Annotated in this window: 11 protein-coding genes and 1 pseudogene; 4 read left to right on the plus strand and 8 right to left on the minus strand. The window is 35.3% G+C overall.

All coding sequences use genetic code 11. The features are described from left to right. Positions 1–105: 105 nt before the first annotated feature. From MKO96_RS21400 to MKO96_RS21420, 5 genes are all read right to left on the minus strand, one after another. A complete protein-coding gene (locus MKO96_RS21400) occupies positions 106–1,434 on the minus strand; it encodes a YjiH family protein (RefSeq protein WP_240588599.1) in 1,329 nt (442 codons plus the stop codon). 112 nt (positions 1,435–1,546) lie between these two features. Further along, positions 1,547–2,425 carry an aminoglycoside phosphotransferase family protein gene (locus tag MKO96_RS21405; protein WP_240588600.1) on the minus strand — a complete coding sequence of 293 codons (879 nt, stop codon included), beginning with the start codon at positions 2,423–2,425 and terminating at the stop codon, positions 1,547–1,549. Positions 2,426–2,429: 4 nt separating this feature from the next. Continuing rightward, positions 2,430–2,942 carry a GNAT family N-acetyltransferase gene (locus MKO96_RS21410; RefSeq protein WP_240588601.1) on the minus strand — a complete coding sequence of 171 codons (513 nt, stop codon included), beginning with the start codon at positions 2,940–2,942 and terminating at the stop codon, positions 2,430–2,432. A 155-nt stretch (positions 2,943–3,097) separates the two neighbouring features. Beyond that, on the minus strand, positions 3,098–3,532 hold the full coding sequence (locus MKO96_RS21415; protein ID WP_240588602.1) for a ferritin-like domain-containing protein: 435 nt from the start codon (positions 3,530–3,532) through the stop codon (positions 3,098–3,100). Between the two features lie 181 nt (positions 3,533–3,713). After that, positions 3,714–4,934: a YhgE/Pip domain-containing protein gene (locus tag MKO96_RS21420; protein ID WP_240588662.1), complete on the minus strand. Its 1,221-nt coding sequence runs from the start codon at positions 4,932–4,934 to the stop codon at positions 3,714–3,716. Between the two features lie 132 nt (positions 4,935–5,066). Here MKO96_RS21420 and MKO96_RS21425 point away from each other — a divergent pair, with 132 nt between their 5' ends. After that, positions 5,067–5,684, plus strand: a complete 618-nt coding sequence (locus MKO96_RS21425; protein WP_276314238.1) for a TetR/AcrR family transcriptional regulator — start codon at positions 5,067–5,069, stop codon at positions 5,682–5,684. Positions 5,685–5,705: 21 nt separating this feature from the next. Here MKO96_RS21425 and MKO96_RS21430 read toward each other — a convergent pair whose 3' ends face one another. After that, positions 5,706–6,416 carry an NAD(P)H-dependent oxidoreductase gene (locus MKO96_RS21430; RefSeq protein ID WP_240588604.1) on the minus strand — a complete coding sequence of 237 codons (711 nt, stop codon included), beginning with the start codon at positions 6,414–6,416 and terminating at the stop codon, positions 5,706–5,708. 19 nt (positions 6,417–6,435) lie between these two features. Continuing rightward, a complete protein-coding gene (locus tag MKO96_RS21435; protein ID WP_240588605.1) occupies positions 6,436–7,311 on the minus strand; it encodes a DMT family transporter in 876 nt (291 codons plus the stop codon). Positions 7,312–7,431: 120 nt separating this feature from the next. Between MKO96_RS21435 and MKO96_RS21440 the strand changes: the two genes are divergently transcribed. Then, positions 7,432–8,298, plus strand: coding sequence for a LysR family transcriptional regulator (locus MKO96_RS21440; RefSeq protein ID WP_240588606.1), 867 nt, complete (start codon positions 7,432–7,434; stop codon positions 8,296–8,298). 52 nt (positions 8,299–8,350) lie between these two features. On the opposite strand, the gene ppsA is transcribed toward MKO96_RS21440, so the two are convergent. Continuing rightward, on the minus strand, positions 8,351–10,957 hold the full coding sequence (gene ppsA, locus MKO96_RS21445) for a phosphoenolpyruvate synthase (RefSeq protein ID WP_240588607.1): 2,607 nt from the start codon (positions 10,955–10,957) through the stop codon (positions 8,351–8,353). Positions 10,958–11,411: 454 nt separating this feature from the next. Between ppsA and MKO96_RS21450 the strand changes: the two are divergent. Continuing rightward, positions 11,412–12,073, plus strand: a pseudogene (locus tag MKO96_RS21450) (DUF1796 family putative cysteine peptidase). Between the two features lie 193 nt (positions 12,074–12,266). Then, a complete protein-coding gene (locus MKO96_RS21455; RefSeq protein WP_240588608.1) occupies positions 12,267–13,124 on the plus strand; it encodes an MBL fold metallo-hydrolase in 858 nt (285 codons plus the stop codon). Positions 13,125–13,204: the final 80 nt, after the last annotated feature.

Here is a 13,204-nt window from a genome sequence, read left to right on the forward strand (position 1 = left end):
TAAATAAAAGTATCCCCAAACTTGAAAGTTGTACATTTTCACGTTTGGGGATATTTGATTTTCTTAGCTTGATAATGATGTGGGAATACCCCACTTTTAAAAACTTTAAAGTAACAAATAAGCAAGCGGCGTAATAATAAGTAAAGTTAATATCGTTCTTTGTACGTAGAGAATAATAAGTTCTGATACTTTTAACGGAATATCTGTCGATAAAATACAAGGAATGGAAGCTGAGAAAAACAATATAGATGATACCGAAACAACCGCAATGACAAACTTTGTCACAAGTGGTGCACTTACAACTAAAAGAGAAGGTAAAAACATTTCTGCGATACCAACGGATGCCGCTTTAGCAGCTAGTTCTGCTTCTGGTAATTGTAATAGCCATGTAAATGGATAGAAAATATAACTGATCCAATCAAATATTGGCGTGAATTTCGCTAATACGATACCAATTAATCCTACTGACATAATAGATGGTAAAATTCCCATCGTCATAATAAAACCATCTTTTAAATTCACTGCGATATTTTTCATAATACTCGGTGCAGATTTCGATACTTCTAACGCATCTTCCCAAGCACGTTCCAACATTTTTTCTTTATAAGCAGGTTCTGGAAACCCTTCTTCTGTTACATATGTATCTGGTTTTCTACTAAGTGGTGGGATTCTTACGGTGATAGCAGTTACGATGAATGTTACAACAAGAGTAGTCCAAAAATAAACATTCCATAAATGCATAATGTCTAATGTTTTTGCGATGATGATCATAAACGTTGCGGATACTGTAGAAAAACCTGTAGCGATAATAGCTGCTTCTTTTGTCGTATACTTCCCTTCTTTATACACGCGATTTGTAATTAATAAAGCCAACGAATAACTCCCCACAAAGGATGCAACCGCATCAATTGCTGACCGTCCTGGTGTTTTCCATAACGGTCTCATAATTGGACGGCAAAATGTACCGATAAATTCAAGTAATCCATACCCGACTAATAACGCTAAAAAAGCCGAACCGATTGGCACGAGTAAACTTACCGATATTACTAGTTTTTCATACAAAAACGGCCCTACATCTTGTGCAAAGAACCAAGCTGGCCCTACTTTCAAACAATATAATACACCAAAAACGACGCCAAATACTTTTAAAATAGAAAAACAAATGTCTACGATAGATGCATTCCATTTTTTCGTATAAAACGGATAAATCGCACCCATTATCATAACGAGTAGTGCGTAATAAGGTACTACGCTCGGAACCGAAGTTCGAATCCATGATACGATCTGATCAATCATAATGGACGAAGCACCATTTATCGTAACTGGTACGAAAAACATAAACAGCCCAACTAGACTAGCGAGTATAAACCGAAGAATGACTCTCTTCTCACTCCCTGTCTTAATTACATTCCTTTTTAATTCAATTTCACTCAAAATTCGACACCTCCTATTATCTAAATATTCTGTATAATTATATTAGATTCCTTCTTTCAATTTCTAATATTTAATCATATGAAAAAGCCTATATTGAAATAGGCTTTTTCTATTACCTCTCATAATCATCCACAATCTCTTGAATGACACGATACGATTCTTCTGCCACTATCTTATTACTAATCTTATTCGCATCATATGTAATTAACGCCTTCCAAAGTGCCCATCCTCTCGCCCTATTCCACGTTTCTTCATCTATGCACAATACTTCTTTAAATACGTTTCTACTATTCTTATCAAAAAACGTCCAAGCCATCGCCGCATCGCAAGCAGGATCCCCTACTCCTAAAATACCAAAATCAATTACGGCACAAAGCTTTCCATCCTTAACGAGTAGATTTCCTGGTGCAACATCTCCATGAACCCAAACTGCTTTACTCTCCCACGTTGACTGAAGTGCTACATCCCAAAGGTGCTTTAATACTATTTCATCAAAAACATTCTTATTATTTTCAATAGCATCTCTCGCCTCTTCATCATATACAGATATAAGCCCGCCTCGGTAAAAATTATGTGCTCCAGCTATGGGTCCATTACTCGCATCAATGGATTGCAATTCCACTAAAAATGATCCTAAGTCCGCCGCAAATTCATTTAGGTCACGAACATTTTGTTTCGTAACAGTATCTCCTTCTATCCACTTATTTATAGACCAAGGCCACGGATACTCTTCAGATGGATTTCCTTTCGCAAGTGGTGTAGAAATCGGTAAAGAAAGCTCCTTACTTAATATAGGTAGCCACTTATTTTCTTTCTCTACTTGCGGTGCATATGCTGCATCACTTGGCAATCTTACACTCATCTCATCCCCTAGATGAAACGTTCTATTATCATGCCCACTAAACTTTACAGGCTTCACCTCTAAATGTGCCCATTTAGGAAACTGTTCCCCTATCAACCTTTTAACTAAATCCTTATGAATTTGATTCATTCACTTACCCCCTTCTCTTTTGAAACTTACTAAGTCCATCTGTACTCCCAACATATTCAAAACCATTTTTCTTATAAAAATCATTCAACGTAAGATTATGTCCCACACAATCTAGTTTCAAAAACTCTTTTTCATGTTGTACATTCTCTTCTATCCACTGTAAAATCCATTCTCCAATCCCATTCCCCTTATACTTCCGGTTCACCGCAAATCTATGAATATATAATGAATTAGAAACTTCCTCTTTACCAAAAATACGTTCATCCCATTCATTTTGTTTAGGTGATACCGTAACCGTACCGACAATTTCCTCTTCTTTTATTACAACATACGTATATTTCTCTTTTATGCCTTCTAATATTTCAGCCGTAGCCTCTCCGCCTAACAGATACTGCCACTGATCCACTTCTTTATGTTGTAGCCACTCTGCTACTTCTTTTAATAGAGTGGTAATGCTATCGCTTTCCTCTTCCGTAGCAGTTCGAATTGTATATTCTTTAACTGTATTTCTCTCCATATTGCCGTTCCCCTTCATATGTTTACTTTTCTCTTTATTAATTTTCATTTTATACCAAAATTAATAACTACACCTTCAAAATACCTATTTTACAGCTTTTATTCCACCAAAAAACCGCCTCACTACTAGTGAAACGGTTTTAATTCCTTCAACATTCACTTCGTCTTCACAAAATAATATAAAAACCACACCGCATGATTTTGTTCATCGGCAGCTATTCTGCGCAATAACTCTTTCATATGTGCATCCGATGTTTCATCTGAAATTTCCAAATAAAAATCAACTGTCTTCTGTTCATCTTGTATTGCAAATTCTAGTCCTTGTAAGTACGTATTTGGACATCCTTCATCGATCTGTGGTTTCGGCTGCTGACCAGTCAAATTTGTATAGATTTGTACAAAATGATGAAAATGCTTTATTTCATCGTTACGAATTTCAAGAATTTGATTTCGTTCCGCCCCATTTGGAGCCATGTTAGCTAATTTCGCATAACAATTTATAGCAGTAAACTCTCCATTAACTGCTTTCTCAATATCACGAATCAGCGTATCATTTTGCCTATACCAATCATAATAATTCGAATTATCCATCGTATCCCCTCCATTATTTCGCATAACATTTTATGCAATTTGAAATAGCAGGAGCATGTATATAAAAGGAAAACGCAAATCCGAACTCTTCGATTAGAAAAATCTATCTATCACTTCTTGATTTCCGTATAAGTTAATAAAAGATAAAAACGCTTCACTCGTAGTGAAACGTTTTTATCTTTTATGCGTTTAATTCTGTTTTATGTTCCTTTATTGCACTACGTTTGAAAGCAGTCGCTAAAATAATCATCATACTTACTACGCCAATCCAAACGAGCACTGTTACAGGTGTACTCCAGCTTAATCCTTTTCCGAAGAAGAAGATTTCTCTAAGTCCTTCAATCATAAATCGCATTGGCAACCATGCATACACCCAGTCTTGGTAAAATGGCGACAACATTTCAGGTGCTAATGATAATAACGGTGCACCGAAGAATAGTAAGAGAGCGAATACACCAATTCCCTTTAGTCCGACTAATGAAAGTACCGCCGATATCATTAAGAAGAAGCTAAATGAAGTGATGGATAAGAACAAAGCCGTATCCGTGAAATTCGAGATATTTAATCCTACCATTCCGTCCGCAATCCATGTAAGACCAAACCCAATGACCAGTGTGGCAATTGCGCCTGTTATGATTTGTTTTAGTTTCAATACAAAGTTTTCGTTTCTTGTACGAATCGGCATTTTACTTATCGCAATAAAGATAATTGCTGCGCTCGCTAAACTTGCAATCCATAACGGCTGGAATAATGAAATTGGTGAGTTACCGTTCGCACTATTTTTACCGATTTCATTTACATTTGTCACTTTCTTCGTAATAGGTGTTACTAATTTCGCAGCTTGGTCTGTTGTTAAAGTAGCCCCTTTTGCTTTCAATCCTTCTAATATTTGTGTACGAACAGTATTGTTCATATTATCAACTACCCCATTTAACATTTGTCCTGCCATAGTTGATGCAGCTGTATTCATTCCTTGATTTATGAATATTTCTACCTCTGGCGAAGATGGCTGTGGTGTTCGTAATGATGCTTGTTTTGTGCTAAAGTCTTTCGGAATAACTAATGCTGCATAATATTCTTGATTATTTAAGCCTTTTTGAACTGCTTCTTTATTTTGCACTTCTACCCACTTTACCGCAGGTTCTTCCTCTGGTTTTGATGTCTTTTTCATATTATCAACAATCGTTTGCCCCATATTCATCTTCGATTGATTCGGAATTTCTACTCCTTGATCCTCATTTACAATTGCGATTGGTAAGTTTTTCGGCTGAGGTTGAACGGTTGGAAATAATGTTAATGAAAAAATAAAAACAATAAGTAGTGCAATAACCGGTGATAACAATAAAAGTTTATTTTTAAACATTTTCTTTTCTCCTCCTTTAATTTGATTTATAATAACCAACAACGTGTTGTATATTTATATTTTGAATTATATGTTCGAGTTGAACCCTATACAATAATCAAAAATCGTGAATGTGTCGGTTATAAGACACATCCTTGAAATGTGTTGGCTAACATTAAGGAGGGACATACTTTGCGCGATAGTAATTTAGATTTACGTGTTGTTCGTACGAAAACTGCCATACGAAATGCATTGGTGGAACTAATTGAAGAAAAAGGTTTTGACGCCATTACAGTGAAAGATATTACAACGAAAGCAAACATTAATCGCGGTACTTTCTATGCGCACTATCAAGATAAATTTGATTTAATGACGAAATGCCAAGAAGATATTATGTACGAGTTTTCTAAAATTGCCAAAAAGAAATTCCCGGAAGTTATTGCTGACCTTGGATCAAATCCTTCTCCAACAATGCCATTTATACTTATCACTTCTATTCTTGAATTTCTAAATGAAAATAGTGATTTTATGAAAGCTGTACTGAGCCCAAAAGGAGATTTATCTTTCCAAACAAAACTGAAAGACTTTATGTGGAAAACATTATTTGAAGATACGAATGGTGCTCTCATTAATAAGGAGAATTTACTCGTCCCAAGCCAATACTTAGCTTCTTATATGGCATCTGCTCATATTGGTGTTATTCAGCAATGGTTAAATAACGGACAAAAAGAAACACCTGAGGAAATTGCTCGTATTTTATCAACAATCGCAGTTCATGGACCTTTTTATGCAGCTGGCTTAAAAAAATAAGCCAGTTGCATAAGAAAGATGTTACCTATACTCTATTTTCAGTTGATGATTTTCATCATAATGAGAAGCTGAATGATATGAAATAGACGGTATTTCAGAAATATTCTGCAAACGTGTTTTGTATTTTTCTAAATAACACTTTCGTTCTTCTTCATTATGCGACGGAGTCCATGCTATAAATGGTTCGACAGGTTGTAAACCAGAAAAATAAAGCATGCCATGATTAATATGGTAAAGGATCTTCTCATGAATATCCCCATCCATTCCGTATGGCGTATAAGCATGTTTAGGAGAACCAGTTGTAATAGACAACATCGCTTTTCTCCCTTTAAGTCGACCCGTATCATACCTTTCATCTCTTGAATAAATAAATCCTGAAGCAAATACTCTATCAAACCACCCTTTCAAAATAGCAGGAACAGAATACCACCATAACGGAAATTGAAAAATAACAAAGTCTGCCCAAAGAAGCTTTTCTTGTTCTTCTTGAATATCAGTAGAAAAATTATTTGTCTTAGTTGCATGCTTTTGTTCTACTGCATATTTTAAAAACTCCTGATTTTCTCGCTTGATAAAATCTTCGCTATCGGCAACTGCTTTAAAATTCATAGCGTATAAATCTGATACTTTAACTTGATGACCTAGAGATGTTAATTCTGAAACAGCAAGATCTTTTAAAGCTCCATTAAATGATTTAGGTTCTGGATGAGCATAGATAATAAGAATATTCATAGTTTCTTCTCCTCTTTCTTTAGTAATTCAAAATTTCATTTTCTTTTTTGGATGTGCGATTTGCTATAAAAACACCGATTAAAATAACGAAAGCACCTATATATCCTTGTAATCCCATATTTTCATGTAAGAAAATAAATGCAAATATTGCTGAAAAAATCGGTTCAAGTGAAAAAATAAAGCCTGTACTTTCGGGTGTCGTATACTTCTGGGCAATTGGTTGCATCACAAAACCATAAGCAGAACAAATGAGTGCTAAACCAAGTATTGCAAACCAATTCATTCCTCCTTCTGGTATAGTAGGTGTTTCAAATATAAAAATACCGATGCTTGCATATACAGTAGCGAACCCCAATTGGAAAATCCCCAAATTCAAGACGGAAACCTCTCGAGCAAAATGATCAGTCACTATAATATAGATTGCATAAAGAAAAGCAGCAGTCAGACAATATAACGACCCAGTAGCAAAAGAAAGTTCATCTTTAATTGTAAGTAACGCTAGACCAATACAAACAATCATAACCCCTAATAATATGTTCCTTTCAGGAGCCCTTCTTGTTATAAAAGTTTGTAACATAGGCACTAAAATTACTGTCGTACTCGTCAAAAAACCCGCCGAAGAAGCTGTGGTTGTTTTTATTCCATATGAAAGAGCAATAAAAATACCACATAACAGGGCACCAACGATTGCACTGTATTTCAATGTTTTAACATCAACATTCATTACTTGCTTGTAGAATATTGTCACCATAACGATGCATGCAATTCCAAATCGTAAAGTTACCATTGTAAATGGAGCAATAGCATCCGCACAAAGTTTCATAAAAATATAAGATGTTCCCCACCCCATTGAAACAGTTATTAAAATTAAATTTGCTTGTTTTTGTGTTAGCATAGTACGTTCCTTTCAACATTAATTTTAAGATTGGCTAAATCATATCATTCACATTTACATTAGTAAAACAAATGTTTATTATATAAACATTAGATATTCTAATGCAAAGGAGATACTACTTTGAATCAGTACTATGCGTTTATTCAAGTTATAGAGTCCGGCAGTTTTACTAAAGCAGCTGAAGCAATTGGTTATACTCAATCTGCTATTAGTCAACTTGTACATTCTTTAGAGGAAGAACTGTCTACAACTCTTATTTTGCGTTCTCGAACAGGTATTACGTTAACACCAGATGGTGAGGAATTTTTACCATATATTAAAAAAATCTATCACTCACATTTGGAGCTACAAGAAAAGAAAAAAGAAATGCGTGGCTTGCACAGTGGTCTAATCCGAATTGGTACATTTTCTAGCGTTGCATGTCACTGGTTACCTGGTTTAATAAAAGATTTTAAAGAACAATATCCAGCTGTTCGTTTCGAATTACACCAAGGGGACTATACGGTGATTTCAAACTGGATTAAAGAAGGTAGTGTAGACTTTGGCTTTGTGAATCCAGAAGCTGTATCAAAACTAACAGCAATTTCTTTACAGGAAGATGAAATGCTTGCTGTACTTCCAACAAATCATCCTTTAGTAAGTCAAAAGAAAGTCGCTCTTAAGGAATTAACAAATGAACCATATATACTTTTGGATGAAGGTGAAATAAGCGAACCATTAACTGTTTTTAACCAACATAATTTTGAACCTAACATTCAATATCGTGTACATGATGATTACGCAATTATGTCAATGATAGAGCAAGGACTTGGCATTTCAATATTACCGAAACTTGTCTTAAATAGATCTCAGTATAATATTGTAACAAAGTCCATTTCTCCACCTGTTGTTCGGACAATTAGCTTAGCATACAAAGACAAAAGGGTTTTGCCAATTGCAAGTAGATATTTTATTGACTTTATTATTGAAAAGTATAGTAACCAATAAGATTTAGAATAAAAAGATCATCCACTATAATAGCGGATGATCTTTTACTTAATTACAGCACTTCAATATACCCTTCTGTTCCATGTACACGAATTCGTTGACCGTCTTTTATTAATTTCGTAGCATTCTCTACTCCGACGACTGCTGGCAATCCGTATTCACGTGCAATCACTGCCCCGTGCGTCATAAGTCCTCCAACTTCGGTGACTAATCCTTTTATAGACACAAACAATGGTGTCCAGCCAGGATCAGTAAAAGCAGTAATTAATATATCCCCTTCTTCTAAATTCGCTTCTTCCATGTTTAAAATAATGCGAGCTCTTCCCTCAACTACTCCAGAAGAAACAGGCAGACCAACAATCGCGTCAGCCGGGAGATTTTCTCGTTTATATTTACCTGTAATGATTTCTCCATCAGACGTCATAACGCGGGGAGGCGTTAGTTTTTTATATAATTTGTAATCATTTTTTTGTTTATGAATAACCTCGTAATCTAGCTTATTCGTGCGAACAACTTCATGAAGCTCTTCAAAAGTTAGGTAGTATATATCATCGACTTCATGAATGACACCGTTCTGCACAAGTTTCTCGGCTTCTTTCAGTAATGCCTGCTTATATATGAAATAACGATTAATCATGCCGTATTTTGGATATTCACGATAACCGATAAAATTACGGATATTACGAATCATTCGCTTCGTTTCTTCTACTTTTTGTTTACCATCCGGCAAATGCTGCAATCGATCTACTAACTCTTCTTCTTTTTTCAAAGCTTCCTGTAGTCCTTCTTCAAACTTCCGCTTACTCGCGCCAGCTTCAAAGTCTCTTATATTATTTAAAATCATTGGGATAATTGTAGTTGGCTTTTCACTCCAGCGCATTTTCGTAATGTCAATTTCTCCGCTACATCTCATTCCGTATTTATTTAGAAATGCATCGATTGCCTCTCGAGCTTTCTCCCCGCCTTTAAACTGAACTAGTTCATCTAAAAAGCTATCATCTTCTACATGCTGTAAATACGCAATAACTTCTGGATATGGCCGAATTACATCTGCAACGTCCAGTAATGCTAGCCCCATTTCAGACGTAATATTATTTTGTACCGATTGAGAAAGCGTGTCTGCTGCATTCTTTTCACCTAGCCATTGCTCCATCTTTTCATTGATCCATGTTGAAGCATTCATACCTGCCATAATGACAGCCATACTTTGCGGATGAAATAATATTTTCTTTAATTGCTGCATATCTTCCAAAATAAAATCCAGTACATCCACCCCTGATTTCGTTTGCATGTTTCGTTTTAACTCTTCAATTGATGCTTGATTCATTTCTATTAAATCCGTAACGATTGCTGGATTGTTTTCGACTTGTGGTTGCGAACTTGTAAGTGGTCCACTTTTACCAACACTCTTTTCTTTTTCATCATCTGGTAACAATGTAATAAAATCATCTCGCTCGACTACAGTCGTTAATGCATCTTTAATAAGCGGTTCCGAATTCCCTATCATATTTAATAAAAGTTCTCGACTAGTAGGCGAAGCCAATCTTTGTGCAACATCAACAAACAACCTTCCTCCAGCTTGAAACCTCTGTCCAAAAGATGTTAGCTGGAATAAAGACATTCCGAGTGGCTTCAAAGGATCGGTCATCATTTGCTGGTGACCAACCGATACATACACATGATTTTCCCCATCATTTACTTCTGGTATTGGATATAAAGTCGTGATTGGGCGACTTTGGACAATATAAAATGTATCATCCACTACACACCATTCAATATCTTGCGGACAACCAAAATAAGCTTCAATCTGTCTTCCAATCTGTGCTAGTCGTAAAATTTGTTGTTCAGACAATGTTTGAATTTTTTGCTGAGCCGGATTAATCTGTTTCGTCTCCGTTCCGCCCTCTTTTAAAGCATAAATAGCTAATTTTTTAGTTGCTATCATCTTTCCGGTAATTTTCCCTTCTTTTACTTTATAATTATCGGCAGAGACCAGTCCTGATACTAATGCCTCACCAAGTCCAAAACTGGCATCGATTGATACTACCTTTCGGTTAGAAGTAACCGGATCAGCAGTAAATAAAATGCCCGAAGCCTCAGGGAAAATCATTTTTTGAACGACAACACATATAGAAACTTGAGTATGTTCAAAATCATTTTGCATGCGGTACATAACTGCTCGCTCTGTAAATAAAGAAGCCCAGCACTTTCTTACATGCTGCAAAATCGCTTCTTTACCGATAATATTTAAATACGTATCTTGTTGACCAGCAAACGAGGCATATGGTAAATCTTCAGCCGTAGCACTAGAACGCACGGCATACGCATGTTCATTTCCAAAACGTGAGAGATAATGAGTTACCGCTTCCACTACTTCAGAAGGGAGTTCTACTGCCATAATGACTTCTCTAATCTTCTTACTAATGCCATCAATTTGGGCTCGCTCTTCCATTTTCAACTTTGTTAGCTGCTGCAACAAAGTTTGAAGCTCCTCATTTTGCTCGATGGCATTTTCATATCCTACTGTTGTAACACAAAATCCTTCTGGCACTTGTATCCCTTGAATGTTGGATAACTCCCCTAAATTCAATCCTTTTCCACCAACGAGTGAAAGCTGCGTGTTTTCTATTTCCTGAAAATCGAGAACGAAAGAACTCATTTATCATCTCTCCTTATTATGCATGTGTTCTTGATTGTAGCAGTAGTAAATACGAATAAACAGTCTATTTCGAACTTGATTTACATGATATAATTAACTTAGGAAGAGATTAAAAAGTGCCCCAGTTGCTTCATTCTGCAACTGGGGCTTCTTATTTCCGCTCAATTTCAAATTATAATTTGTTCACAACTAACTTCAATGTATTTCTGTTTTTCCCCTTTATTATAGAAACGCCATGAATTATCACACACAATTCTTACATCAACAAATGGTATATCCCCCCAAAAAAACATGCTTTATTTTATCCTCCTGTGAGCCTTTTCACAGGAGCTTTTATACATACATATATTATTTATAATTAATCAGTTCTCCTATTTTTCAAAAGCATATTCTGTGTCATAGTAACAACGCTTTTTAGAATTTATATATACCTTCTAATTTTTCTAAAAAAAGGATGATTGTATTGGAAATGAAAGGGCTTCAAGGAATTTATGATGATGTTATTAGTTTAGGGGAAAATTGTTATACTGCTATTCATCTAAAAAATATAAACTACGGAAGTATTCAGGTCCTCTAGATTGGTTTGTATCACCGGATCTTTCTTCTATCAACAAATTATTGAAGAATAATTTTGTAGACTTTATGGATTTAAACAACATGCACGCAATGCCGGAGCAAAATGTTATGTTTAATGATGGCGTGATACAACCTGTTTTTTCTCATATTATAAAAGATACAAAATATAACGTAACATCTTATCATGATTTCCCTGTTATTCCGAATGAAAATTGGTTCATCACATACCATGATTTTAAACAAAAATTAGATCGAAGAATTGATAACTTTTACGAAAAAACTCACAATTCTCAATCCATTTTATTTGTTAGATGGGGCGGAAACTTGACTGAAGCGCTTGAATTACAAACAGTTTTATCAAATATTGTTAAAAATAATTTTAAGATCCTTTTACTCTATCCAACAGGACTTGAAAATGAAATAAACGAATTAGAATGGGGGCTTGATCATGTTTTTCCCGTTCAAGTTTCAAGTAATTATCTAAATAAAAGAACTTGGTATATCCTCTTAAAAGATATACACTTAACCTCAAAAAAATAGTAGAAACTACGACTTTAAAATCAATATTTTTTGTTTGCAATTTATATAAATTGATATGTCTCCACCTTAATTCTAGGACTTAATTTTTGTTTTTTGTAATCCCCCACTCATTCTTTTTTCAAATCCTCCAAAATGGATTCGAGGAATTAGGGAACTATAATGTCGTATTGAAATATATTAAGGGGGATAAAAAGTGGACAAGGAAATGAATTATGGAAGTGATTACAAGTTTATTCCGGCAACTTCAATTGAAAGTGGTCATGGCCTCGAAGTATTGCCTGATTTATTTTGTTACACGATTCAAATCGTCAACATATGTTTTGTTGGAAATCCGCATACCGATGATTTTGTTTTAGTTGATGCTGGAATGCCTAAATGTGCAAATGAAATTATCTCTGTCACTGAGAAGCGATTTGGTACAAATAGTCGCCCAAAAGCAATTATATTAACTCATGGACATTTTGATCATGTTGGGGGAATAATTGAACTCATCAAGTATTGGGATGTTCCAGTCTATGCACATCAAATGGAAATACCATTCCTGACTGGACAACAAAGCTATCCTGAACCAGATCCAACAGTTGAAGGTGGTATGGTAGCGAAAATGTCCCCCCTGTTCCCTAACGAACCGATTGATTTAGGAAATAGCGTAAAAACACTACCTACAGATGGAACTGTTCCCCATATGCCAGAGTTTAGATGGATCCATACACCAGGTCATACTCCAGGGCATATTTCATTATTCCGAGAAAAAGACCGAACTTTAATTGCTGGGGATGCTTTTGTTACAGTGAAACAGGAATACTTATATAAAGTAATTACTCAGGAACAGGAAATAAGCGGGCCACCTCGTTATTTAACAACAGACTGGAAATCCGCTAAAGAATCAGTCATTAAATTAGAAGAAGTAAAGCCTCTGGTCGCTATTACTGGACATGGGATACCGATGTCGGGTGAATTACTATCATCAAGCCTCAAAACACTCGTTCAACAATTTGATACAATCGCTGTACCCGATTACGGAAAATATATAGATAAAAAGATACATTAAGCACGAAAATAATTTTTTATTTTTTATATGAAAGAACTAAAATATAATACAAAATCAAAGTGTCAAAAGATATTAAGTTT

The sequence above is a fragment of the Bacillus sp. ES1-5 genome (assembly GCF_022487605.1).
Classification (GTDB): Bacteria; Bacillota; Bacilli; order Bacillales; family Bacillaceae_G; genus Bacillus_A; species Bacillus_A wiedmannii.

What these genes read in the sequence shown, in the direction of transcription:
- MKO96_RS21430 (WP_240588604.1), bottom strand. Translation starts at nt 6,416, where the DNA reads ATGAATATTCTTATTATCTATGCTCATCCAGAACCTAAATCATTTAAT.
- ppsA (WP_240588607.1), bottom strand. Translation starts at nt 10,957, where the DNA reads ATGAGTTCTTTCGTTCTCGATTTTCAGGAAATAGAAAACACGCAGCTT.
- MKO96_RS21405 (WP_240588600.1), bottom strand. Translation starts at nt 2,425, where the DNA reads ATGAATCAAATTCATAAGGATTTAGTTAAAAGGTTGATAGGGGAACAG.
- MKO96_RS21410 (WP_240588601.1), bottom strand. Translation starts at nt 2,942, where the DNA reads ATGGAGAGAAATACAGTTAAAGAATATACAATTCGAACTGCTACGGAA.
- MKO96_RS21435 (WP_240588605.1), bottom strand. Translation starts at nt 7,311, where the DNA reads ATGCTAACACAAAAACAAGCAAATTTAATTTTAATAACTGTTTCAATG.
- MKO96_RS21415 (WP_240588602.1), bottom strand. Translation starts at nt 3,532, where the DNA reads ATGGATAATTCGAATTATTATGATTGGTATAGGCAAAATGATACGCTG.